We start from the raw sequence: 22,124 nt of genomic DNA on the forward strand, positions 1-22,124 counted from the left end.
GCCCAGCCCCAGCACCCTGGTCCGTTCGGTGATCAGCTCGAGCTCCCACCCGCCCAGAGAGCCGCCGTCGTGCAGATGGATGTCCACGTGGGCGCCGTAGCGCTCGGCCAAGCCGAAGATCACGTCGAGGTGGCGCACGGGGTCGCGGTCGATGCCCGCAGGATCGAGCCCGCCGACCGCCTCGACGCCGTGCTTGAGCGCCTCTTCGAGGAGCTCGGCAGTGCCGGGGTTGGTGAGCAGCCCGTGTTGCGGGAAGGCGACCTGGCGCACCTCGACGGGGGAGCGGGCGGCGGCCTCGCGCACGGCCTCCACGCCGCGCAACCCCACCAGCGGGTCGATGTCGGTGTGCGTGCGCACGTGGGTGGTGCCGGCCGCGCTCATGCGCGCCAGCAGCGCCCCGATCCGCTCCACGCTCGGGACTCCCAGCTCGGCCCGCCTGCCGAGATCGTTGCCTATGCGGCCGGCGAGCGTGTCGTCGGCCGAATGGGGCACCCACGGCCCGCCGTAGAGGGTCTTGTCGAGGTGGCAGTGCGCCTCGACCAGGCCCGGCAGCACCAGCTCCCCGGCGACGTCCACGACCAGGGCGTCGTCAGCCGCGTCGAGGCCCTGGCCGACGTCGTGGATCAGGCCGTCGCGGACGAGGATGTCGGCGACGGCCCCGAGTCCCCAGGGGAGCCCGCCGCGCAGCAGCACGTCGGTCATGCCGAGAACCTTACGGGGCGGTGCCGACGATTTCCGTGTCTCCGCAGTGACCGTTGCGGGTCACGCGGGACGTTGGGCGAAAAGCTCCAGGTGGTGGCAGTTGGGGCAGCGATAGGCGTCGATTTCCCACTTCGACCGGCCCATCCGCCTGGCCCCGCCGAAAATCCCGCGCTCCAGAGCGCCCTCGACCCATCTGGCGAATCCGGGGCTGTGCTCGCCCGCGTCCAAGATGAATCCGGGCTCCAGCCCATCCTCGCCACAGTGCGTGCAGTGCAGATCCGCCATGCACCCGAGCGTAGCGGTCAGATGTCGTCCAGGTGGGACACGTTGGCGACGTCGTCGGAGTCCGTGCTCGGCCGTCCCTCCAGCCAGGCGTCGAGGATCTCGTCGAGCACCACGTCTGAGGTGAGCCGCAGGCTGAGCGCCAGCACGTTGGCGTCGTTCCACTTGCGGGCGCCGTCGGCGGTGTAGGCGTCGACGCAGAGCGCGGCCCGCACGCCGGGCACCTTGTTGGCCGCGATCGACGCGCCCGTCCCGGTCCAGCAGCACACGACCGCCTGGTCGGACCGCCCCTCGCTCACGTCCCTGGCGGCCAGCTCCGAGGCCCACGCCCAGTCGTCGCGCTCGGCGTCGTTGAGCGCGCCGTGCGTCACCACCTCGTGCCCGCGCCTGCGCAACTCCGTCACGACTCGCTCGGCCACGCCGTCCTTGCTGTCGGCGGCCACCGAAATCCGCATGACAACAGCGTGCCACGTAGCGGGTGCGGGGATCGAACCCGCCTAGGACGACGTATGAAATCGCCGGGCACACCAGCGCCCCCACCCGCCTGGAAGAGCGACGGGCGGGTGCCTGAGGATCAGGACACGCCCGCGCGGTGCCGCATATGCATTCGCCCGGTGTTCATGGGATCGATCGTGCCGGTCGCCCCCGAGGCGGCGCAACGTATTTACCGGCGCCCACATCTGCCGGACTGGCGGATTGAGGTGGCATGTGGTTGGTTGTGTCGCCAAATGAGCATTGATGTGAGCGATATTCCGGCTCTCGCCCGGGGGTGCGCCGTTCTGGGCACCGGTGGCGGGGGAGACGTGCGCACCGGGTCGTTGGCCGCCGCGAGGGCCATCCGCGAGTACGGCGAGGTGCCGCTGGTCCGGCTGGCCGACCTGGAGGAGGACGCGCTGATCGTGCCGCTGTCGGGGATCGGGGCGCCGACCGTTAGCCACGAGATGATCCACAGCGAGGACGAGCCCAAGCGCATCGCCGAGGAGATCGAGCGGATCTTCGGCCGTCCGCCGAGCGCGGTCATGTCGTCCGAGATCGGCGGCTCCAACGGCGTCGCCCCGGTCGCGTGGGCGGCCCAGCTCGGGTTGCCGCTGCTCGACGCGGACGGTATGGGGCGGGCCTTTCCCGAAGTCCAGATGGTGTCGATGTACGTGGCGGGGCTGCCGGCCGACCTGGTGGTCATGACCGACGTGGCGGGGAACGTGGTCACCATCCGCCCGATCGACGGGCTGTGGTCGGAGCGGCTGGCCAGGGCCGTGTGCGTGGCGGCTGGATCGAGCGCGTTGATGGCCGACTACGTGCTCACGGCCGCCGTGGCGCGGGGCGCGGTCATCGAGGGCACGGTCACGCGCGCGCTCGAGATCGGCAGGGCCACCGAGGGCGCGGCCGACCCGCTGCGCGCACTCCAGGACCGGCTGGGCGCCGCCAGGCTGATCATCGGCAAGCTGACCGACGTGGAGCGGCGCACCACGGGCGGGTTCGTACGGGGAACCGCCACGATCGAGGGCACCGGCGACGACCGGGGCCGCATCCTCACCCTGGAGCTGCAGAACGAGAACCTGGTCGCCGTCGAGAACGGCCGGCTCCTGGCCATGGTGCCCGACCTGATCACGGTCGTGGACACCGAGACCGCCGCCGCCATCCAGACCGAGGGCCTCAGGTACGGCCAGCGCGTCACGGTGCTCGCCTGGCCGTGCGACCCGCTCTGGCGCACCCCCAAGGGGCTGGAGACGGCCGGGCCGAGGGCGTTCGGGTACGAGCTGGACTACGTTCCGGTCGAGGAGCTGACGGCACATGGCTGACCTGCCGGAGCTCGGGATCGGGATCGACGTCGGAGGCACGAACACCGACGCGGTCGTGCTCGGCGCCCAGGGCCGGGTGATCGCCAAGGCGAAGCGCCCGACGACGCCGGACGTGACCGAAGGGCTGCGGGCCGCGCTCGACGCGGTCCTGGCGGAACTCGGGCACGAATCCGCGCGGGAGGCGGACGGTCCTCGGCTCGAGCGAGAGGCGGACGGGCCGCCACCCGTACAGGACCGGATCACCCGCGTCATGCTGGGCACCACGCACGCGACCAACGCGATCCTGGAGCGCCGCAACCTCGGCCGGGTGGCCGTGCTGCGGCTCGGCGCGCCCGCCACCACCTCCGTGCCCCCGCTCTCCGGCTGGCCCGGCGACCTGCGCAAGGCCGTCTCGGCCGGCGAAGCCGTCGTCCCGGGCGGCCACTACGTCGACGGCCGCGAGATCCGCCCGCCGGACCTGGACACGATCCGCCGTTTCCTGGACGGTGTGGCGGCGGAGGCCGTGGCCGTCACCAGCGTGTTCAGCCCGGCGAGCGGCGAGCACGAGCGCCTGGTCGAGGAGCTGGTCCGGGCCGAGTACGGCCTGCCGGTCTCGCTCAGCCACGAGATCGGCTCGCTCGGGCTGCTCGAACGCGAGAACGCCACCGTGCTCAACGCCGCGTTGTACGGGGTCGCCGCCCACGTGACCGGCGCCCTGGTCGCCGCATTGGCGGAGCGCGGCCTGCGGGCGCGCCCGTACCTGGCCCAGAACGACGGCACGCTGATGACGCTGGAGCACGCCGCACGGCTGCCCGTGTCGACGATCGGCTCGGGGCCGGCGAACTCGCTGCGCGGGGCCGCGTACCTGTCCGGGGTGACGGACGCGATCGTGGTGGACGTGGGCGGCACCTCCACCGACCTGGGGGTGCTGGCCGGCGGATTCCCGAGGGAGTCGGCGGCGGCGGTCGAGATCGGCGGCGTGCTGACCAACTTCCGCATGCCGGACATCCTGGCCATCGCGCTCGGCGGCGGGACCGTGGTGCGAGAGCACGGGATCGGCCCGGACTCGGTCGGCTACCGGATCGCCCGGGAAGGGCTGGTGTTCGGCGGGAGCACGCCGACGATCACCGACGCCGCCGTGGCCGCCGGTCGTACGCCGTCAGACGGGAAGGACTGGCTCGCCCGCCTGGGTGACATGTCGGAAGGAATGGCCGACATGCTGGAAAGCGCCGTGGCCGTCGCGGACGAGATGGTGATCGACGCGGTGGACAGGATGGCGCTCGGCAAATCCGGCAGACCGCTGGTCGCGGTGGGTGGCGGCGCGTTCCTCCTGCCGGAGCGCATCCCCGGCGCGGACCGGGTGATCCGGCCCGAGCACGCCGAAGTGGCCAACGCCGTGGGCGCCGCCATCGCGCTCGCGAGCGGCAGAGTGGATACGATCTTGCCTGCGGGAGATAGCCGGTCAGAAGCCATCGAAAGGGCCAAGGAGGAGGCGGCGGCGCGAGCCGTGGCGGCGGGAGCGGACCCCTCCCGGGTCGAGATCGTCGATCTCCTCGAGGTGCCGCTGAGCTACCTCTCCGAACCCGCCGTGCGGGTACACGTCAAAGCAGCCGGACCCCTAGCCCGGTGAAAGACCGAAAGGATCCCCCCACCATGCGCTGGCACAAGCGTCTGCTCGTGGCCGGTGTCACCGGTGTCCTGGCCTTGACCGCATCCGCGTGCGCGGGCGGCCAGGTGCGCGGCGCCGGCGGGACACCCCAGCCTCAGGCGAGCGGCGGCCAGTCGGCGGCCGCGCAGGCCAACGACAGCACGTTCGTCTACGTGCCCAACCTCGACGTGGTCACCGACTGGGACCCGGCGACCTCGTATTCCAACGAGATCATCGCCCTGTCGAACATCTACGAGGGCCTGACCAGGTACAACTCGGAGACCCGCAAGGCCGAGCCGCGCCTGGCCACCGAGTGGACCACGGCGAACGACGGCAAGGAGTGGACGTTCAAGCTGCGGCAGGGCGTGAAGTTCCACTCCGGGGCCGAGCTCACGGCCGAGGCCGCCAAGAAGGCCATCGAGCGGACGATCGAGAAGAAGGGCGGCGCGGCCTACATCTGGGACGCGGTCGACGAGATCGAGGCCGTGGACGCGTCCACGCTGAAGTTCACGCTCACGTACGCCACCCCGCTCGACCTCGTCGCCTCCTCCGGCTACGCGGCCTACATCTACGACGTGGACGCCGTGGACGCCGACGGCGAGAAGACCGCCGGCACGGGGCCGTACACGGTCGACTCCTGGCAGAAGGGCAAGGAGACCGAGCTCACGCTGAAGGCGTTCGAGGGCTACTGGGGCGGCTGGAAGCCCGAGCAGTACAAGAAGGTCGCCTTCCGCGTCACACCGGAGATCACCACGGCCTGGCAGCTGCTGCAGAACGGCGAGGTGAACTTCGTCCAGCGGCTGAACCCGCAGCTCTTCCAGCAGGCGGACACGACGGCGAAGGTGCAGACCGCGCAGGTGCCGTCGTTCCAGAACCTGCTCGTGCTGTTCAACACCGCCTCAGGCCCGGCGAAGGACGACCGGATCCGCAAGGCGCTGCAGGCGGCGATCGACTACGACGGCCTGATCGCCGCGCTCAAGGGCTCGGCCACGAAGGCCAGCGGCCTGGTGCCGCAGGGCCTGCTCGGCCATGCTGCCGGCATGGAGCCGAAGCAGGACCTCGCCAAGGCCCAGGAGTTGCTCGCGGAGGCCGGGTACGGCCCGGACCTCGAAGAGCTGAAGCTCACCATGACCTACGCCCAGGGCGACGAGGACCAGAAGCTGCTGGTCACGCTGCTCAGCTCGACGCTGAAGAAGCTCCACGTGACCCTGCAGGCCAGGCCGATGACCTGGAACGCGCAGTGGGACCTGGGCAAGAAGCAGGGACAGGACATCTTCGTCATGTATTGGTATCCGGACTATCCGGACGCCTACTCGTGGTTCGTGAACGTCTTCAAGAGCGCCGAGAAGCCGCAGTTCAACCTGTCCTACCTGAAGAACGCCGAGATCGACGCGGCCATCGACGCATTGCCGCAGCTGACGGCCACCGACCAGCTCAAGGCGGACATGGCGTACCAGGACCTGCAGAAGAAGATCATCGAGGAGCAGGCGGCGGTGGCGGTGCCGTACGTGCAGAAGTACCAGCGCGCGCTTACCGCCGACATCCAAGGGTACGTGGACAATCCCGCCTACCCCAACGTGGTGTTCTTCTACGACCTCAAGCGCGCCAGCTGACCGATGGCACGCTATCTGGCTCGCCGGCTCGGCCAGGCCCTCCTGGTCGTGGCCGGCGTGGTCATGCTCACGTTCGCGGTCATGCGGCTGGTGCCGGGCGATCCCGCGGTCGCGTTCGCCGGGCCGAAGGCCACGCCAGAGCAGCTCGCCGCGGCACGCGAGCGGTTCGGCCTCGACGACCCGATCCCGTTGCAGTTCGTGAACTACGTGCGGGACCTGTTCACCGGTGACTGGGGCACGAGCCTGCGGACCCGGCAGCCCGTGCGCGACGACCTGTATCTCGCCTTTCCGGCTTCCCTTGAGCTGGTCGGCGCCGCGCTGGTGATCGCGGTCCTGATCGGCATCCCGATCGGGGTGCTGGCCGCCCGCTACAAGACGAAATTTCCGGACTTCGGGGTGCGGTTCACCAGCATGCTCGCGGTCTCCGTGCCGGTCTTCTGGCTGGCCCTGGCCATGCAGCTGGTGTTCGCCGGTCACCTGGGCTGGTTCCCGATCGCCGGCGAGTACGACTCCTCGCTCGACAGCACCAGCCCGCTCACCCTCTGGACGAACATCACCATCGTCGACGCCCTCATCACCGGCAACTGGCCGATCTTCACCAGCACTCTCGAGCACCTGGTGCTGCCGGCCCTCGTCGTGGCCGCCTACCCGACGGGCATGATCGCGCAGATGGCCCGGGCTGCCCTCATCGAGGAGTCCGGGCAGGACCACGCCAGACTGGAGCGGGCGCTCGGCTTCGGCGAGACGTCCATCCTGACCAGGTTCGCCCTGAGACCGGCGCTGAGCCCGGTGTTGTCGCTGATCGCCCTGGTGTTCGCCTACTCGATCGTCAACGGCTTCCTGGTCGAGGCCGTCTTCAACTGGCCGGGCCTGGGCCGCTACGCCGCCGAGTCGATCAAGTCGTTGGACACCCCGGCCATCGCGGGCGTCACCCTGCTGGTCGCCCTCGTGTACACCACGGCCAACCTGATCGTGGACCTCCTGCAGGGCGTCGTCGATCCGCGGGCGAGGGCACGATGACGGCCGCGGAGACGGCCGCGGGCGGGCGGCTGCGGCGCACGCTGCCCAGGATCCCCGACCGGTTCGCGGCCTTCGGCGCGGCGCTCATCGTGATCGTCGTGGTGGCCTCGATCCTGGCTCCATGGATCGCGCCGTACCCGGACGAGCCGAACCCGCTGGAGCTGCTGCGGCCGCCGAGCGCCGCGCACTGGTTCGGGACCGATCAGGTGGGCCGGGACGTGCTCACCAGGATCTTGTACGGCGGCCGCACGTCGTTGTTCATCGCGGTCGCCGTGCTGGCCGTCTCGGCGGTGGCCGGGGTGACGCTCGGCGTGGTCGCCGGATACGCGGGCGGCTGGGTCAGGGACGTGATCATGCGGGTCACGGACGTGTTCCTGGCCTTCCCCGCGCTGCTGCTCTCCCTGGCCCTGGCGGTCGTGCTGCAGCCCAGCGTGAACACCGTCGTGCTGGCCATCGCGGCGACCTGGTGGCCGTGGTACACCCGCCTGTCCGCCTCGGTGGCCGCGTCGATCGCCACCCGCGGCTACGTGGACGCCGCTCGGTGCCTCGGCGTGCCCGCGCCACTGATCATCCTCAGGCACGTGCTGCCGAACTCGCTGACCCCCGTCCTGGTCCAGCTCTCGCTGGACGCGGGCGGGGTGATCCTGACCGCGGCCGCGCTGTCGTACCTGGGGCTGGGTGCGCAGGAGCCGACCGCCGAGTGGGGGCTGATGGTGCAGCAGGGGCAGACGCTCTTCACCACGAACTGGTGGGTCGTGACCTTTCCCGGGCTGGCGATCCTGGTGACGGCGTTCGCGTTCAACGTGATCGGCGAGGGGCTCAGGAACGCGCTCGACCCCCGGAGCGGAGGAGCTCGGCAGGAGAGAGCGAAGCCAACGAGTGCCGGAGCGGCCGCGACCATGAGCACGAGGGTGGTCAAGTGATCGAGGTGCGAGACCTTCGCGTCCGGTACGGCACGCGCGTCGTGGCCGACGTGCCCGTGCTGGACGTGGGCGAGGGCGAGTGCGTGGCGATCGTGGGGGAGAGCGGCTCGGGCAAATCGACCACACTGCTCTCGTTGCTTGGCCTCACCCCGGATGCCGAAATTTCGGGACAAATCAGGGTCTGTGGCCTCGACGTGCGCACCGCCCCGCCCCGCCGCCTCCGCGAGATCCGCGGTGCCAGGGCGGCACTGGTGATGCAGTCACCGCAGGCCGCGCTCAGCCCCGCCACCCGGCTCGGCGTCCTGATGCGCCGCGCGCTCAGGCTCCACGGCCGGGAGGCGACGGAGCAGATCATGTCGGAGGCCATGGAGGCCGTGCTGCTCGATCCGGCGCTCCTGCGCCGCTATCCGCACGAGGTCTCAGGCGGCCAGGCGCAGCGGTTCGCCATAGCGCTGGCCATCGCGCTGGGCGCGGAGGTCATCCTGGCCGACGAGCCCACGAGCGCCCTCGACGTCACCGTGCAGGCCGAGGTGGTCGGCGTGCTGCGCCGGCTGCGGGCCGAGCGGGGCCTGGCGCTCCTGCTCGTCTCCCACGACCTGGCCCTGGTGTCCACGATCGCCGACCGGGTCCTCGTCATGAAGGACGGCGTGGTGGTCGAGTCGGGAGCGGCGGCGGAGGTGCTGGCCGCGCCGTCCCATCCGTACACGCGCGAGCTGCTGGAGGCGCTGCCGTGACCATGCTGAGGGCCGAGCGGGTGACACTCGGGTACGGCAAGCGCCCGGTCGTGCACGACGTGAGCCTGGACATCACGGAGGGCGGCGTCGGCCTGATCGGGGAGAGCGGCTCGGGGAAGACGACTCTGGCCCGGGCGTTCCTGGGCCTCCTCACCCCCATGTCCGGAAACATCTGGTACGGCGACAAGACTCTGAAGAAGGCGGATCTGAGGGCCTTCCGCAAGGACGTCCAGCCCGTCTTCCAGGCCGAGGCCCTCGACCCCCGCATGCGCATCGGCTCCTCCATAGCCGAAGCGCTCCCCAGAGGTGACAGAGCCAGGGTGAGGGAGCTGCTCGAACAGGTCGGCCTGGACCCGGACCTGGCCGCCCGCAGGCCGCACCAGCTGTCGGGAGGCCAGCGCCAGCGTGTCGTGATCGCCAGAGCCCTGGCCGTCGGACCCGGCCTGCTGATCCTGGACGAGCCCACCAGCGCGCTCGACGTGACGGTTCAGGCCAAGATCCTCGACCTGCTGGCGGGCCTGGACACCGAGCGCCTGCTCATCACCCACAACCTCGCGGTGGTGGAACGGTTGTGCCGCACTTCCCATGTGCTCTTCGCAGGCCGGATCGTCGAGTCTGGGCCCACGAAGGACCTCCTGGCCAAGCCCGCCCACCCCTACACCAAGGCCCTGCGCGACGCCGTGCCGAAGCTCGGCGGCGCCCCGCCGGAGGCCAGGGGGCGGACGGAGGCCGTGCCGGCGGCCACGGGCTGCCCGTACCGGCTGCGCTGCCCGATCGCCGTGCCCGAATGCGAGCAGGCGCCCGCGCTCAGGGACGCAGGCGGCGGCCGTCAGGTCGCCTGCCATCGTGCCGGGGACGTCACTTAAGGGTGAAGCGGGCTTTCAGATGCGTGCAGACGCGCGGTCGTCTACGGGCGGCTCAAGCGGGTCACAGCGCCTTCAGCCCACTGATCACCTCGAGCAGCACCTTGGCGTCCGGCGCGGGGGGCGGGTGCTCGACCTGTACGAGCTGGCGCGCGTGCAGGTCGCCCACGAGCACGCGGACCACGCCGACGGGCAGGTTGAGCTCGGCGGCCACGTCCACGAGGCGCGTGGGCTTGGTGCACTTCTGCAAGATGATCAGATGTTCGGGGCCGAGGCCCAGGGGCGGCGTCAGGCCTCCGGCCGTGATGATCACCGCGATGAGGTCGATGGCCTCGCTCGCGGGCACCGTACGGCCCCTGGTCAGCAGGTAGGCAGGGACGATCGGACCGGCGTCCTCGTCCAGCCAGCGCTCGTCACTCACTTCGCACCACCCGCATGGGGCGTACGGGTTCCTGCCGCACGGGATCCTCCGGTTCGGCCACGTGCTCTTCCGGGATCAACACGATGGCGGTGGTCCCTCCATATGGTGAACCGCGCAACGTCACGCGGATGTCGTGCCTGGCGGCCAGGCGGGAGACGACGAAAAGGCCGAGCCGGTCACTGTCGGCCAGGTCGAACTCCGGTGGGCTGGCCAGCCGCTCGTTGAGTTCGGCCAGCTCCTCTGCGCTCATCCCGAGCCCGCGGTCCTCGACCTCGAAGACGAAGCCGCGGGCCGCCTTCTCGCCGCGCACGATGACCGAGGTGTGCGCGGGGGAGTAGACGGTGGCGTTCTCGATGAGCTCGGCGATCAGGTGGATCACGTCGCCGACCACGGGGCCGTCCAGGCGGTTGGCCGGCATCGGCTCGACGGTGACCCGCTGGTAGTCCTCCACCTCGGCGGCCGCGCCGCGGGCCACGTCCAGGAGGGGCACCGGCCGGCTCCAGCCCCGGCCCGGGGTGGCGCCGGACAGGATGATCAGGCCCTCCGCGTGGCGGCGCATGCGGGTGGTCAGGTGGTCCAGCTTGAACAGGTCCTCGAGGGCGTCCGGATCGGTCGCCCGGTGCTGCATGTCCTCCAGCTGGATGCGCTGGCGGTGCAGCAGGGTCTGGCTGCGCCTGGCCAGGTTGCGGAACACGTGGCCGACGCCCTCGCTGAGCTGCGCCTGGCCGACGGCGGCCTCGACGGCGGTCTGCTGCACGGTGGAGAAGGCCTGGCCCACGTCGTCGATCTCGGCCGTCGTGCTCGGCACCGACAGCTCCGGCAGGTCGACCTTCTCGCCCTTGCGCAGCTTGGCGACCACGTGCGGCAGCCGTTCCTGGGCCACCTCCAGCGCGGCCAGCCGGAGCGAGCCCAGTTCCCTCGACAGCCGGTCGCCCATCCGCAACGAGAACGCGATCGACACCACGACCAGCGCGAGACACGTGCCGGCCAGCATGAACGCCCGATTGAGCACCTCGTCGGCGACCGGCTCGGCCCGCGCGTTCAGCATCGTGCTGGCCTGCATCTGCGTCTTGTTGAACGACTTGGCCAGCCCCTCCGTGGCGTCGGCCCAGCCCTTGGGCATGCCGCCGGCGATGATCTGCTCTTCCATCATCCGCATCCGCTGGTAGGCGGGGGAGGCGATCAGGGCGGCGTTCGCGTCGCGCAGGGCCGGGTCGAGCTCGGCGAGCGACTGGTCGACGAGGAAGCGCCGGTTGCCGGCGATCTCGGTGAACAACCTGCGCTCCGCGGCCGTGACCGGCCCGAGCGCGATGGCCTGCTCCCTGGTCAGCAGCTCTCTGGCGTAGCTCATGTCGATGACCACGCGGGACTGCTCGTAGATCGGGATGTCGTCGATGAGCGCGACGCGGCGGTGCAGGCCGAAGAGCGTGTCGATGATCGCGTTGTAGGCCTCGACGGTGTGCAGACGGTCGGACAGGCCCGTGTCGATCTCTCCTCGGATCGCGTCGAGCCTGTCGAGTTGCGTGTACACCGCGTCCACCTGTGTGCGGATCTCTTCCGATCGGTCCTTGGATGTGCTGGAGAGGTCCCTGAACGAGTCTCTGGCGGTGTCGGTGCGGGTGCGTTGCGCGGCGACGGTTGCCGTGCCCGTCGTGTGCCGCAGGAGCTTGGCCGAGACGAGACGCTCATTCTGGATCTCGCTGATCAGTTTGTACGCGGGAAAGCGCAGGTTCGTCCAGAGTGTCTTGTATTCGCGCAGCTCCAAACCCTCGGTTGCGGTGACGGCGGTGATGACCCCCCACAACACCACCATGGAGGTCAGCGGCACCAGGAGTAGACCGATGATCTTCATGCGGATCGTTCGGCTACGACCCATGGCACCTCACTCCGGTCGGTCCCCTGCTGGCAACCCCGGACGGGACAGGGTGAGGATAGCAATTCGATCACCAAAATGCCCAATTTTTCGGGACTTTTGGACACGCGTCCCCAGTCTCCGCGATCTTGGAGTAGGTTTCCCGGGATACATCGCTGACAGAGGGGGATGCGTTGCGCCGTCGTCTCACCGCGGCCGTCGCGCTGGCGCTCCTCGTGGCCTGCTCGCCGCCCCCCGAACCACCGCAGCTCCCGGCCGGGGACGCGCCCTTCGTCCACGTGCAGAACCTGGATGTCATCACCGAGTGGGACCCGGCCAAGTCCTACTCCAATGAAATCATCGCCTTCCAGAACGTCTACGAGACGCTCACGCTCTGGAATCCCGTCACCAAAAAATCCATCCCCCGCCTGGCCACGTCGTGGCGGGCCTCCGCCGACGGCCGCACCTGGACGTTCAACCTGCGTCCCGGCGTGACCTTCCACACCGGCCGGCCGGTGGACGCGGCGGCGGTCAAGGCGTCGATCGAGCGGACCATCGCGGCCAGGACCGGCGCGTTCTACATCTGGGACGCCGTCTCCTCGATCAGGGTCGAGGGCCCGGCGTCGGTGACGTTCGTGCTGAAGTACCCCGTTCCCCTCGACCTGGTGGCCTCGGCCGGGTACGCGGCCTACATCTACGACACCCAGGCGGCGCCCGACCTCACGAAGTGGTTCAACGAGGGCAGGGACGCGGGCTCCGGGCCGTACACGGTGGCCAAGTGGCAGAAGGGCAAGGAAGAGGAGCTCACGCTCAAGGCGTACGACAAGTACTGGGGCGGCTGGCACCGGCCGCACTACAGCACGGTGACGTACCGCGTCGTGCCGGACGCCGACCGGGCCTGGCGCATGTTGCTGAACGGCGAGGTGAGCTTCGTCGAGCGGCTCAACCCGCGCCTGTTCGCCAGGGCGTCGCTCAGGCCCGGCGTGCGCACCTCGGAGCGGCCGTCGTTCCAGACGGCGATGTTGCTCTTCAACACCGCGACCGGCCCCATGAAGGACGCGCGGGTACGGCGGGCCGTGCAGAAGGCCATCGACTACCAGGGCCTCATCAAGGACATGAAGGGTGCCGGCTCACCGGTCAGCGGCGTCATCCCCGAAGGGCTGATGGGCCACGTGCCCGGCCGCGTGCCCCGACAGGACCTGGCCACCACGCAGCGGCTGCTGCGCCGGGCGGGCTACGGCCCGGGAGGGCGGCCGCTGCGGCTGCGCCTGACGTACGGGGAGGGCGACACCGACTGGCGCATGCTCGCCACGCGGCTGGAGGCCACGCTGAAGCCGCTCAACGTCAGGGTCGAGGCCACGGCGATGCCCTGGACCGCGCAGTGGGACCAGGGCAAGAGAAAGGGCCAGGACATCTTCGTCATGTACTGGTGGCCCGACTACGCCGACGGCTACTCCTACTTCGGCAACGTCTTCCACAGCGGAGAGCCGCCCGTGTTCAACCTGACCTACCTCAAGGACCCGAGCCTGGACGCGTTGCTCGACACGGTGCCCGAGCTGACCGTGACCGACAAGCAGGCGGCGCAGCGGGCGTACGAGCAGGCCACCAAACGGGTGCTCGACCAGCGGGCGGCCGCCGCGCTGCCCTGGGTGGTCAACTACCAGCGCGCCTACCAGGGGAACATCCAGGGCTACGTGGACAACCCGGCCTACTCCGACGTGGTGTTCGTCTACGACCTGCGCCCGTCCGGCTGAGTGTCGACCCGCTCGCGCAGGCGGGTCCTGATCTCCTCGGGCGTGTAGGCGCGGCGCCGCCGCTCGGCCCGCGCGATCACCACTCCCGTGGCCGCCACGCCCATGATTCCGGCCAGACCGAGCATCTTCCACCAGCGCATAGTCGCCTAGAGTATGACCTGTCGCCGGCGCTCGCCATGCGAGCCGGTGGTTACCGCCAGAATTGGGGTCGGCGTGCGACGAGGCTACGCCGATGTCCGTTTTGCAGAAACGCAGAGAACCGAAGACGCTAGCGGTGTGCTGACTCTCGACGAGGCCGTCAAGGTGACGAGGACCGGCGACCTGTGGGTCTTCCGCGGGCGCTCGGTGCCCGACCGCGCGATCCAGACGATGACCAACAGTCCGGTGAACCATGTGGGCATGGCCATCGTGATCGAGGACCTGCCGCCCATGATGTGGCACGCCGAGCTCGGCAGGTCGCTGCCCGATCTGTGGGCCGGCACCCACCACCGCGGGGTGCAACTGCACGACCTGCGTGACGCGGTCACGGTGTGGGCCAACAGATACGGTCAGCGGGCCTGGCTGCGCCAGCTGGAGCCGGAGGCCACGCAGGAGATGGAGGACGCGGCCCTGCGTACGGTCGCCCTCCTCGACGGCACCCCGTTCCCCTCCACCGCCCGCCTGGCCGCCCGCTGGTTCAGGGGCCGCGTCCCGCGCCGGACCCGCAAGGAGGTGGCGCTGGAGAGCGCCTACTGCGCCGAGGTCGTGGCCGTCACCTACGAGGAGATGGGGCTGCTGGAGTCAGGCCGCCGCCCCAACTGGTACGACCCCGGCAGGTTCTGGAGCGGCGACGACCTCGACCTGCTCACCGGCCGCCGGCTCGGCAACGAGATCACCGTAGGGGTGGAGCGCGCGCCGGCCTGACCCTGGCGAGCGGCAGCGTGACGGCCATCGCCCCCGCGCCTGTTCATCTCCGCCAGGACCTCGGGCGTGCGCGTCTCGAACATCCTGGCCAAGCTGGGCGCGAGCTCCCGCGTGGAGGCCGCAGCGCCGGCCCGCCGCACGGGGCTGATCTAATCCCGGTCATGACTACCGTGAACGTGGCCGTGATCGGCGTGGGCAACTGCGTGTCGTCCCTGGTGCAGGGCGTCGAGTACTACCGCGGCGGAGACGCGCCCAGCCTGCCGCACCCGGTGTGCGCCGGCTACGCCGTCTCCCAGGTCCGTTTCACCGTCGCCTTCGACGTCAACGCCGCCAAGCTCGGCCGCGACCTGTCGGAGGCCATCTGGACGCCGCCCAACAACGCCCGCTCGTTCGCCGCCGTCCCGCACCTCGGAGTGCCCGTCGTGGACGGGATCCTGGCCGATGGCGTGGGCCCCGGCTCCGCGGACCTGATCGACCCCCGCGGCAGTGCGACGCCGGAGGACGTCGCCGCGCACCTGGTGGCCACGGGCACGCACGTCGTGCTGAACTTCCTGCCCTCCGGCGCGCAACAGGCCACCGAACTGTACGCGCGGGCCGCCCTGGACGCCGGCTGCGCGTTCGTGAACTGCATGCCCGCCGTGCTCGCCCGCTCCCCGGAGTGGCGGCGCCGCTTCGCCGAGGCCGGATTGCCGCTGCTCGGCGACGACCTGAAGAGCACGTTCGGCGCCACGCTGCTGCACCGGGCGCTGGTGGACGCGCTGACGGAGAGCGGCGTCCGGCTGGACGGCGGATACCAGCTGCTCGGCGGCGGCAACATGGACTTCGTCAACCTCCAGGACGCCTCGCGGATGGCGAGCAAGAAGGCCACCAAGGTCACGGGCGCGGGCGCGTCCACGCATGTGGGCGCCCAGTACGTGCCGTTCATGGAGGATCGCAAGGTCGCCTACATCCGGCTGAACGGCGAGGGGTTCGGCGGCTCGCCGCTGGAGGTGGAGCTGCGCATGGTCGTCGAGGACTCGCCCAGCGCCGCCGGTAACGCCCTGGACGCCGTACGACATGCCAAGGCCGCCCTGGATCAGGGCGTCGGCGGGCTGCTCGAGGAGGTGTCCGGCCTGCTGATGAAAGCGGTGTGACGCATGCGGGCGGCCGCCGTTCGGTCGTCGTCGCGGGTGTTGTCCACGATCTCGCCGGGCCGGCAGACGGAGTTGAGCTTCGCCCACTCACCGGCTTGGGTGCCGGTCGAGCCACCCTGCTACGTCTCTGGCCGGGACAATCCCGCAAGGGCGGCGGTGGCCGCGACGTTCATGCGCAGGATGTCCAGCGCCAGGTCGAAGTGGATGTGCGTGAGCTTGTCGTTCCCGGTGTGCACGTTCTCGTTGGCCCTGTCGGCCCCCTCGATGGTCAGCACGGCGGGGATCGACGCGTCGATGAACGGAACGTGGTCGCTGGCGAACGGATTGAGCGAGGTCTGGACGGTGAGCGAGGTGTAGGTCGCCGCCGCCGCGGCCAGCTCGTCGATGAGGGCCTGTGACAGGTCGGCGCCCTCCAGCAGCACCGTGGGCGCGGTCGTGTTGAGCGTTGCGATCATGTCCATGTTGATGACCGCGCGGATGCGGTCGCGATCCGTCCTGGTCAACATCGAGACGTACTCACGGCTGCCGAAGAGCCCTTGCTCCTCTCCTCCGAAGAGGAGCAGGCAGAGGTCATGCTCGGTCTGCGTTCCCGCGAAGACACGCGCCATCTCCAGCAGGCCCGCGGCTCCGCTGCCGTTGTCGTCCGCGCCGGGCGCCGGCGCGGAGGGGCCGCCTTCGATGTTGATCGAGTCGATATGGGCCGTGACCAGGACTCGGCCCCGCGGCGCCGCGCCCACCCCGGTGCTCTCCGCGACGATGTTGAAGCTGGACCCGGAGCCGACGGTGATGGGTACGAGCGACGCGCTGTACCCAAGCTGCCGGAGCACGTCTCGAGCCCCCTCCGCGGCGGCCTTGAAGCCGGAGTTCAGCGAATGGCGGGTGCCGTGGGCCACCAGCGCGGCCAGGTTGGCTCGAAAGCCGTCCTCGTCCACCAGCTTCACCAAATCCTGGACCGCCGGATCCGGTGTACGGCGAGCCGGGACCACCGTCCGGAAAACGGTGGTTTCTCCGGTCAATGGGCTCATCTGGTAGCACATGTCCTGGCGCGCCGGCACGGCTCGCGCTCGTTCGGGATCCAGCGCGACCACGAGGTAACGGCCTTTGTCGACGACGACGGGGACGTCAGGGTGCTCGCGCTGGAACAATCGGCCCACCTGGGTCACCACGTACAGGCACTGGCCCTGGGCGGAGGGCTTTCCCAGGGCCAGCCCGGCGGCGCGGGCGCGCTCCCGCAGTGCGGCGTCGTCGTCCTCCGTCCAGTACAGCAGGGTGTCGCCAAGCTGCGCCCAGTCGAGACCGGGAACCTGAGTGCGCCCGACTGGGCCGGTGACCGGAGCGGTGCAGTACTTCACTGGCGTTCTCCACGTGCGAAGGAGAGCGTGTCGCCCTCGCGCGACACGACGGTGAGGTCGAACGGCTCGCCCTGCCCCTCGGGGAAGGTGACCCGGATTCGATCGGTTTCCTGCCGGGCCCAGCGCCCGGCCACCTCCCGGGGCCGGTCGTCGGGGCCAGGCACCCACTCGACGAAGGTTCCGTCGGCGTGGAAGTCCATTCCGCGCCGCGGACGTCGCGATGGGCGGAATGGGTAATCCTCCGGGTGGTACACCGCTGTGGTGTCGGTGTCCTCCTCGTAGGCGTGGAGCCAGGCCCCGACGATGTCCGGTGCTTCTTCGTTCATCGTGACGGTCTTCAGCGTGCTCGTGATCAGCTCTACCGGCTGCCTGAGATCACGCTGAGCGCGGCGCGCGTGTCCTTCAGCACTTCCTGGAGCAGCTGCTCCAGCTCGCGCTGGGACCCGTTGCCCGAGACCCGTGGCCCGCCGGCGCTCGCTGCGGCGACGGTGCGCTCCTCCGGTCCCCCCACCCGAGCGAGCTGCGGGATCAGGAACGACGCCCGCGGACCCTCAAGGCAGGCATTCATCCGCGTCGACTGGCCGGTGGTGAACATCATCATGCCGGCGTCGTCGGTGTAGTCCATGTAATTCATGAACATGTCGCCGTTTGGTCCGTTGTTGCAGGATATATGGGGAAATGTTGGCATTCCCGTGTTTCCGCCGCCTTGGTTGGGCGTGTCGGCGACCTTGTCGTCCCCGCTGCACCCTTGGCCGTCGTCCCCCCAGATGTGGTAGAGGTTCAGCCAGTGGCCGACCTCGTGGGTCGCGGTGCGACCAAGGTGGAAGGGCTGCGCCACCGTGCCCATGTTCCCGAAGGCGGAATGACGGATGACGACGCCGTCGGTGTCCGGCGGGCCTCCGGGGAACTGCGCGTAGCCGAGAAGGCCGCCCCTCAGTTGGCAGACCCACATGTTGAGATACTGGTCGCTGGGCCACGGGTCGGCCCCGCCGGTCGCGCTCGACTTGACCGCGTCGTCGTGATGCGAGAAGGACGACCGGGTGGTCCGCACGCGGATGATGCCGTCCGTGGGGTCTCCGTTCGGGTTGCGGGTCGCGAGGTGGAACTCGATCATCGTGTCGGCCACCAGCGGCTGCCAGACCGGCGGCACCTGTGTCACGTCGGGATTGGCGGCACGAAAGTCCTGGTTGAGGATCTCGATCTGGCTGTAGATCTGGCCATCACTGATGTTCTGTTCGTCCGTGTTGTGCACCACGTGCACCACCACGGGGATGCTGATCGTGCCGCTGCGGCTGATGCGCCGGCCACCGAGCCTGTATTGCGTGGCTTGATTCTCGATGGCCGACCGCTGCGCTCTGTAAGCCATGCTCTCATTGAGCAACCTGCGGTGTACCGGCATTGTGCCGCACAACTCACGTGCGAGCGGTTCGGTGAATTCGGGTTCGTCTATCACGACTACTCCAGGATGGAAGGGAGATACGTTATCCGCGCGCCAAGCTCTGGCGGCATGACGGTTGTCGCCTGCCCGGCCGGACACTGATGACGTAATACCGCAGGTCACCTCGGGGAATGCCCAAAGAACCGCATAGCTTGGGAATTGTGCGCAAAGCCGGATATTTTACGCCGCAGCTGTACCAAGGCGAGCGCTTGTTCAAAAAACGCACGCATCATCCTGGATCCGCCGCTGCGGCCCGCCGTTATGAGGCTCTTCCCATTCGAGGCAGCGCGTGGCTGGCAGTCTCCGACGACGGCCCGATCATCGTCTACTTCCGTGCCAACAACCCCCTCTGGACCAGCCGTTGAGTTATGGGACCGGGCGGTGACCGGCCCCTCGCGGGATACTTGGCCGATGCGGAATCCGGTCAATGGCCTCACGGCCCGGTGGGCGGCGGCGCTCGGCTCAGGGGAATCGTCCGTGATGTCGGGCGCGTGCGTGTGGCCGCTCCTGGCCTGCCTCGCCGCGGCCGCTGACGGGCCGGGCCGTGGCGAGCTCTCGCGGGCCGTGGGCGCCGACGTCACAGCCGTGCCAGGCGTGTTACAGGCGCTGCGCGGTCCGGCCGTCCGGTCCGCCATCGGGTTGTGGACCGCACGCACGCTGCCGCTGCGCCCGTCCTGGCTGGCCACCCTGCCCCCGGGGCTGCGGGGTGAGCTCACCGGTGACCCCGCCACGGATGGCCGGAACCTGGACGCGTGGGCGTCCGCACAGACCGGCGGGCTGATCCCCGCCATGCCGGTGGCGCCGGCCGAAAACCTGAGGCTGATCCTGGCCGGCGCGCTCACTGTCAGGACCACCTGGCTGCGGCCGTTCCAGGACGGTTACGGGGTCGTCCACAGCGGCCCATGGGCCGGGAGGGAAGTGGCCGTGTTGCGGCGCGACACGGTGGTGCTCGACCGGCTCCGCGTCGCCGACACCCCGTCCGGGCTGCTCACGATGGTCCGCGTCATGGGCAGCGGCGGCGTCGACGTACACCTGCTGCTCGGCGAGCACGACACGGCGGGAGAGGTGCTGACGGCCGGCATCGGCGCGCTGACCGCTCCCACCGTCGGAACGTCGGGCCCCGGAGTGACCGTCACCGTGGTCCCGTCCCATACCCCAGAGGACATCCTGCACGTCACCGTGCCCCGCTTCACCGTCGCCTCGACACACGACCTGCTGCGCCTGCCCGAGGTGTTCGGCCTGGGCACGGTCACCGACGCCCGCCACGGCCACTTCCCAGGGATCAGCCCCGAGCAGCTCGCGATCGACCAGGCCGCGCAGGCCGCCGTCGCGGTCTTCAGCGCCACCGGCTTCGAGTCCGCGGCCGTCACCGCCCTCGCCGCCGCCCCTGGTGGTGCTCTGCCCCCGGCGCCCTACCGGGTCAGACAGGTCGAGGTGGAGTTCGCCCGCCCGTTCGGCTTCCTCGCCGTCGAGCGGCGCAGCGGCCTGATCCTGACCGCGGGCTGGGTCGCCCACCCCGAACCGTGGCGGCCGGTGGCAGGCTAGGAGGATGCGCCTGGCTACCTGGAACGTCAACTCCGTCAAGGCACGCCTGCCCCGCCTGCTCGACTGGCTGGCCGAGACCAAGCCCGACATCGTCTGCCTGCAGGAGACCAAGTGCCCGGCCGAGGTGTTCCCCATCGCGGAAGTGGGTGCGCTGGGGTACGCCGCCGCGGCCCACGGCGACGGGCGGTGGAACGGCGTCGCGCTGCTCTCCAAGATCGGTCTGGACGAGGTGACGCTGAGCTTCCCCGGCGAGCCGGGCTTCGGGGAGCTGGACTCTGTGGGCCCGGCCCGCCCCGAGGCCCGCGCGATCGGCGCCACCTGCGGCGGGATACGGGTGTGGTCGCTGTACGCGCCGAACGGCCGTACCGTCGACTCGCCCCACTACCTCTACAAACTCGACTGGTTCGCCGCGCTGCGGGACGCGCTCGCCGCGGAGATGGACATGCCGCTGGTGGCGTGCGGCGACTTCAACGTGGCACCCACGGACGCCGACGTGTGGGATCCCGCCCTGTTCGTCGGCGCCACCCACGTCACTCCCGCCGAACGCGGAGCCCTGGCCGCGCTGCGCGCGCTCGGCCTGCACGACGTGGTGCCGACGCCGATGAAGGGGCCGCATCCGTTCACGTACTGGGACTACCGGGCCGGGATGTTCCACCAGAACAAGGGGATGCGCATCGACCTGGTGTACGCCGGCGCGGACGTGGCGGAGCGGGTGCGGTCGGCGTACGTCGATCGCGAGGCCCGCAAGGGGAAGGGGCCGTCCGATCATGCGCCGATCGTGGTCGATCTCGACCCCATAATCTAATTACAAAACGCGGCCGTCCGAGTATCCTGTGTTCTCAAATGTTTCGGGGGCATTACCGCTTCAAGGCCACAGGGGGGATCTCCGTGGACGCTAACGGCCGTATCTTCTTATTCATCCTCCTCGGCCTGGCCGTATTCGCCCTGGGCCGCCGCTTCCAGACGATGATCATCATGCGTCAGGTGTGGAAGCAGAGCGCCAAGCAGGTCACGGCCAGGAAGGAGGTTGCCAACAGCGCTGCCAAGGCGATGATCGGAATAACTCTGATCTCGATATTCGTGATCTGGCTGGTGCTCAACCTGAACCAGGTCATGTGAAAAGCGGCCTTTGGCTGATTACCATCCGCTCTGACCGATTAGCGGATTCCCTGTCGACCGCCCGTCACTCGACGCTGAACGCCTCGGCCCAACAGGCGGGAAGCTTGGGCCACCCGTACCTGCTATAGCCGGTGCGGCGCAGGAGGCGGGAAGCTTGGGCCACCCGTACCTGCTATAGCCGGTGCGGCGCAGGAGGCGGGAAGCTTGGGCCACCCATACCTGCTACGGCCGGTGCGGCGCAGGAGGCGGGACGCGACCACGACCTTTCGGGTTACCCGGCCCCCTGTTGCGTCCGGAGCGGCGCAGTAGGTGGGACGCCACCACAGCCGCGCCGGCCGCGGCCAGGCTGACCATCCCGGTCAGGCGGACAGCGCGGCGGATGTCCCCGATGCCGGGCTTGGGCCCGTCGCCCATGGTGGGGCGGTGCTCGGTCCGGCCGCCGTAGACGTTCGTGCCGCCCAGGGTGACGCCGAGCGCTCCGGCGAACGCCGCCTCGCACCGGCCGGCGTTCGGGCTGGGATGCCGGTGCCCGTCCCGCCGCAGCACCGCCAGCGCTTGCCGCCGATCCGGCCCCGCCAGGACCGTGAGCAACCCCGTCACCCGCGCGGGAACATAATTCGCCACGTCGTCCAGCCGAGCCGCCGCCCACCCGAACCGCTGATAACGCGGTGACCGATGCCCGATCATCGCGTCCAGCGTATTGATCGCCCGGTACGCCAGCAGCCCCGGCACCCCCGCCACCGCGCCCCAGAACAACGGCGCGACGACGGCGTCGGAGGTGTTCTCGGCCAGCGACTCCACCGTGGCCCGCGCCAGCTCGGCAGCCTCCAACGCGGCGGGATCCCGCCCGCACAGGTGCGGCAGCCTGCGTCTGGCCCGTTCCAGATCGTCGCGTTCGAGCGCATCGGCCATGTAGGCGCCTTCGCGGGCGAGCGTGGTGCCCCCGAGCACGGCCCAGGTGGCAAGAGCCGTCGCGGCCGTACGCGCGTACGGGCTGCGGATGCGCTGTGCCGCGACCCCGATCCCCGCCGCACCCCCCACGCA

The 22,124-nt window shown here is 70.0% G+C and carries 25 protein-coding genes and 1 tRNA gene; 15 read left to right on the plus strand and 11 right to left on the minus strand.

What is annotated here, in order from left to right; all coding sequences use genetic code 11:
- From ETD86_RS37595 to ETD86_RS55820, 4 genes are all read right to left on the minus strand, one after another.
- Positions 1 to 702: amidohydrolase family protein (locus ETD86_RS37595; RefSeq protein WP_138671415.1), on the minus strand; the 702-nt coding region annotated here is incomplete at its 3' end.
- 60 nt (positions 703 to 762) lie between these two features.
- Positions 763 to 987, minus strand: a complete 225-nt coding sequence (locus tag ETD86_RS37600; RefSeq protein WP_138671416.1) for a hypothetical protein — start codon at positions 985 to 987, stop codon at positions 763 to 765.
- A 17-nt stretch (positions 988 to 1,004) separates the two neighbouring features.
- Positions 1,005 to 1,439: an RpiB/LacA/LacB family sugar-phosphate isomerase gene (locus tag ETD86_RS37605; RefSeq protein WP_138671417.1), complete on the minus strand. Its 435-nt coding sequence runs from the start codon at positions 1,437 to 1,439 to the stop codon at positions 1,005 to 1,007.
- Between the two features lie 17 nt (positions 1,440 to 1,456).
- A tRNA-Met gene (locus ETD86_RS55820) sits at positions 1,457 to 1,529 on the minus strand.
- Between the two features lie 195 nt (positions 1,530 to 1,724).
- Between ETD86_RS55820 and ETD86_RS37610 the strand changes: the two genes are divergently transcribed.
- From ETD86_RS37610 to ETD86_RS37640, 7 genes are read left to right on the plus strand one after another with little or no spacing between them, the layout of a single operon-like run.
- Positions 1,725 to 2,783, plus strand: coding sequence for an S-methyl thiohydantoin desulfurase family protein (locus tag ETD86_RS37610; RefSeq protein WP_138671418.1), 1,059 nt, complete (start codon positions 1,725 to 1,727; stop codon positions 2,781 to 2,783).
- Positions 2,776 to 4,392 carry a hydantoinase/oxoprolinase N-terminal domain-containing protein gene (locus ETD86_RS37615; RefSeq protein WP_138671419.1) on the plus strand — a complete coding sequence of 539 codons (1,617 nt, stop codon included), beginning with the start codon at positions 2,776 to 2,778 and terminating at the stop codon, positions 4,390 to 4,392. The genes ETD86_RS37610 and ETD86_RS37615 overlap by 8 nt, the downstream gene beginning before the upstream one ends.
- A 23-nt stretch (positions 4,393 to 4,415) precedes the next feature.
- Positions 4,416 to 6,023: an ABC transporter substrate-binding protein gene (locus ETD86_RS37620; RefSeq protein WP_138671420.1), complete on the plus strand. Its 1,608-nt coding sequence runs from the start codon at positions 4,416 to 4,418 to the stop codon at positions 6,021 to 6,023.
- A gap of 3 nt (positions 6,024 to 6,026) precedes the next feature.
- Positions 6,027 to 7,043: an ABC transporter permease gene (locus tag ETD86_RS37625; protein WP_138671421.1), complete on the plus strand. Its 1,017-nt coding sequence runs from the start codon at positions 6,027 to 6,029 to the stop codon at positions 7,041 to 7,043.
- Positions 7,040 to 7,966, plus strand: a complete 927-nt coding sequence (locus ETD86_RS37630) for an ABC transporter permease (protein WP_138671422.1) — start codon at positions 7,040 to 7,042, stop codon at positions 7,964 to 7,966. Before ETD86_RS37625 ends, ETD86_RS37630 begins: the two co-directional genes overlap by 4 nt.
- On the plus strand, positions 7,963 to 8,700 hold the full coding sequence (locus ETD86_RS37635; protein WP_138671423.1) for an ATP-binding cassette domain-containing protein: 738 nt from the start codon (positions 7,963 to 7,965) through the stop codon (positions 8,698 to 8,700). Before ETD86_RS37630 ends, ETD86_RS37635 begins: the two co-directional genes overlap by 4 nt.
- Before the next feature lie 2 nt (positions 8,701 to 8,702).
- The gene (locus ETD86_RS37640; protein WP_246148801.1) at positions 8,703 to 9,566 is read left to right on the plus strand and encodes an ABC transporter ATP-binding protein; all 864 of its coding nucleotides are present in this window, start codon (positions 8,703 to 8,705) and stop codon (positions 9,564 to 9,566) included.
- A 61-nt stretch (positions 9,567 to 9,627) separates the two neighbouring features.
- On the opposite strand, the gene ETD86_RS37645 is transcribed toward ETD86_RS37640, so the two are convergent.
- Together ETD86_RS37645 and ETD86_RS37650 are read right to left on the minus strand one after the other, a co-directional pair.
- Positions 9,628 to 9,984 carry a DUF742 domain-containing protein gene (locus ETD86_RS37645; RefSeq protein WP_138671425.1) on the minus strand — a complete coding sequence of 119 codons (357 nt, stop codon included), beginning with the start codon at positions 9,982 to 9,984 and terminating at the stop codon, positions 9,628 to 9,630.
- Positions 9,977 to 11,860 (minus strand): sensor histidine kinase, encoded by a 1,884-nt coding sequence (locus tag ETD86_RS37650; protein WP_246148798.1) that lies wholly within the window; start codon positions 11,858 to 11,860, stop codon positions 9,977 to 9,979. The genes ETD86_RS37645 and ETD86_RS37650 overlap by 8 nt, the downstream gene beginning before the upstream one ends.
- Positions 11,861 to 12,030: 170 nt before the next feature.
- Here ETD86_RS37650 and ETD86_RS37655 point away from each other — a divergent pair, with 170 nt between their 5' ends.
- Positions 12,031 to 13,590, plus strand: coding sequence for an ABC transporter substrate-binding protein (locus tag ETD86_RS37655; protein WP_138671426.1), 1,560 nt, complete (start codon positions 12,031 to 12,033; stop codon positions 13,588 to 13,590).
- Here the strand turns inward: ETD86_RS37655 and ETD86_RS55825 are convergent.
- A complete protein-coding gene (locus ETD86_RS55825) occupies positions 13,566 to 13,730 on the minus strand; it encodes a hypothetical protein (RefSeq protein ID WP_170223474.1) in 165 nt (54 codons plus the stop codon). The two genes, ETD86_RS37655 and ETD86_RS55825, sit on opposite strands and share 25 nt — an antisense overlap.
- A gap of 136 nt (positions 13,731 to 13,866) precedes the next feature.
- On the opposite strand from ETD86_RS55825, the gene ETD86_RS37660 reads away from it, so the two are divergent.
- The 3 genes from ETD86_RS37660 to ETD86_RS37670 are packed head-to-tail and all read left to right on the plus strand — an operon-like array spanning position 13,867 to position 15,626.
- Positions 13,867 to 14,493: a hypothetical protein gene (locus ETD86_RS37660; protein WP_138671427.1), complete on the plus strand. Its 627-nt coding sequence runs from the start codon at positions 13,867 to 13,869 to the stop codon at positions 14,491 to 14,493.
- Between the two features lie 45 nt (positions 14,494 to 14,538).
- Positions 14,539 to 14,646, plus strand: a complete 108-nt coding sequence (locus tag ETD86_RS60325; protein ID WP_425465680.1) for a hypothetical protein — start codon at positions 14,539 to 14,541, stop codon at positions 14,644 to 14,646.
- Positions 14,647 to 14,654: 8 nt separating this feature from the next.
- Positions 14,655 to 15,626 (plus strand): inositol-3-phosphate synthase, encoded by a 972-nt coding sequence (locus ETD86_RS37670; protein ID WP_138671428.1) that lies wholly within the window; start codon positions 14,655 to 14,657, stop codon positions 15,624 to 15,626.
- A 119-nt stretch (positions 15,627 to 15,745) separates the two neighbouring features.
- On the opposite strand, the gene ETD86_RS37675 is transcribed toward ETD86_RS37670, so the two are convergent.
- Genes ETD86_RS37675 through ETD86_RS37685 form a run of 3 tightly spaced genes read right to left on the minus strand, consistent with a single transcriptional unit; the run spans position 15,746 to position 18,431 of the window.
- Positions 15,746 to 16,978 carry a M28 family metallopeptidase gene (locus ETD86_RS37675; protein ID WP_211370564.1) on the minus strand — a complete coding sequence of 411 codons (1,233 nt, stop codon included), beginning with the start codon at positions 16,976 to 16,978 and terminating at the stop codon, positions 15,746 to 15,748.
- The gene (locus ETD86_RS37680) at positions 16,975 to 17,304 is read right to left on the minus strand and encodes a hypothetical protein (protein ID WP_138671429.1); all 330 of its coding nucleotides are present in this window, start codon (positions 17,302 to 17,304) and stop codon (positions 16,975 to 16,977) included. Before ETD86_RS37680 ends, ETD86_RS37675 begins: the two co-directional genes overlap by 4 nt.
- A 32-nt stretch (positions 17,305 to 17,336) precedes the next feature.
- Positions 17,337 to 18,431 carry a zinc metalloprotease gene (locus ETD86_RS37685; RefSeq protein WP_211370565.1) on the minus strand — a complete coding sequence of 365 codons (1,095 nt, stop codon included), beginning with the start codon at positions 18,429 to 18,431 and terminating at the stop codon, positions 17,337 to 17,339.
- A 116-nt stretch (positions 18,432 to 18,547) separates the two neighbouring features.
- On the opposite strand from ETD86_RS37685, the gene ETD86_RS37690 reads away from it, so the two are divergent.
- From ETD86_RS37690 to ETD86_RS37705, 4 genes are all read left to right on the plus strand, one after another.
- Entirely contained in the window at positions 18,548 to 18,781 is a 234-nt protein-coding gene (locus ETD86_RS37690) for a hypothetical protein (protein ID WP_138671430.1), read from the plus strand.
- A gap of 46 nt (positions 18,782 to 18,827) precedes the next feature.
- Positions 18,828 to 19,961, plus strand: a complete 1,134-nt coding sequence (locus tag ETD86_RS37695) for a serpin family protein (protein ID WP_138671431.1) — start codon at positions 18,828 to 18,830, stop codon at positions 19,959 to 19,961.
- A gap of 4 nt (positions 19,962 to 19,965) precedes the next feature.
- Entirely contained in the window at positions 19,966 to 20,766 is an 801-nt protein-coding gene (locus tag ETD86_RS37700) for an exodeoxyribonuclease III (RefSeq protein WP_138671432.1), read from the plus strand.
- Between the two features lie 83 nt (positions 20,767 to 20,849).
- Positions 20,850 to 21,080: a hypothetical protein gene (locus ETD86_RS37705; RefSeq protein ID WP_138671433.1), complete on the plus strand. Its 231-nt coding sequence runs from the start codon at positions 20,850 to 20,852 to the stop codon at positions 21,078 to 21,080.
- 222 nt (positions 21,081 to 21,302) lie between these two features.
- Here ETD86_RS37705 and cbiB read toward each other — a convergent pair.
- Positions 21,303 to 22,124 (minus strand): adenosylcobinamide-phosphate synthase CbiB (gene cbiB / locus ETD86_RS37710; RefSeq protein WP_138671434.1); only part of this gene is annotated, 822 nt, incomplete at its 5' end.

The organism is Nonomuraea turkmeniaca (assembly GCF_005889735.1).
GTDB classification, from domain to species: domain Bacteria; phylum Actinomycetota; class Actinomycetes; order Streptosporangiales; family Streptosporangiaceae; genus Nonomuraea; species Nonomuraea turkmeniaca.

Bases quoted from the DNA above. Each gene is read 5' to 3' on its own strand.
- ETD86_RS37605 (WP_138671417.1), bottom strand. From the start codon at position 1,439: ATGCGGATTTCGGTGGCCGCCGACAGCAAGGACGGCGTGGCCGAGCGA.
- ETD86_RS37615 (WP_138671419.1), top strand. From the start codon at position 2,776: ATGGCTGACCTGCCGGAGCTCGGGATCGGGATCGACGTCGGAGGCACG.
- ETD86_RS37640 (WP_246148801.1), top strand. From the start codon at position 8,703: ATGCTGAGGGCCGAGCGGGTGACACTCGGGTACGGCAAGCGCCCGGTC.
- ETD86_RS37695 (WP_138671431.1), top strand. From the start codon at position 18,828: ATGCGGAATCCGGTCAATGGCCTCACGGCCCGGTGGGCGGCGGCGCTC.
- ETD86_RS55825 (WP_170223474.1), bottom strand. From the start codon at position 13,730: ATGCGCTGGTGGAAGATGCTCGGTCTGGCCGGAATCATGGGCGTGGCG.
- ETD86_RS37670 (WP_138671428.1), top strand. From the start codon at position 14,655: ATGACTACCGTGAACGTGGCCGTGATCGGCGTGGGCAACTGCGTGTCG.
- ETD86_RS37620 (WP_138671420.1), top strand. From the start codon at position 4,416: ATGCGCTGGCACAAGCGTCTGCTCGTGGCCGGTGTCACCGGTGTCCTG.
- ETD86_RS37690 (WP_138671430.1), top strand. From the start codon at position 18,548: ATGCCCAAAGAACCGCATAGCTTGGGAATTGTGCGCAAAGCCGGATAT.
- ETD86_RS37600 (WP_138671416.1), bottom strand. From the start codon at position 987: ATGGCGGATCTGCACTGCACGCACTGTGGCGAGGATGGGCTGGAGCCC.
- ETD86_RS37650 (WP_246148798.1), bottom strand. From the start codon at position 11,860: ATGGGTCGTAGCCGAACGATCCGCATGAAGATCATCGGTCTACTCCTG.
- ETD86_RS37625 (WP_138671421.1), top strand. From the start codon at position 6,027: ATGGCACGCTATCTGGCTCGCCGGCTCGGCCAGGCCCTCCTGGTCGTG.
- ETD86_RS37700 (WP_138671432.1), top strand. From the start codon at position 19,966: ATGCGCCTGGCTACCTGGAACGTCAACTCCGTCAAGGCACGCCTGCCC.
- ETD86_RS37630 (WP_138671422.1), top strand. From the start codon at position 7,040: ATGACGGCCGCGGAGACGGCCGCGGGCGGGCGGCTGCGGCGCACGCTG.
- ETD86_RS37680 (WP_138671429.1), bottom strand. From the start codon at position 17,304: ATGAACGAAGAAGCACCGGACATCGTCGGGGCCTGGCTCCACGCCTAC.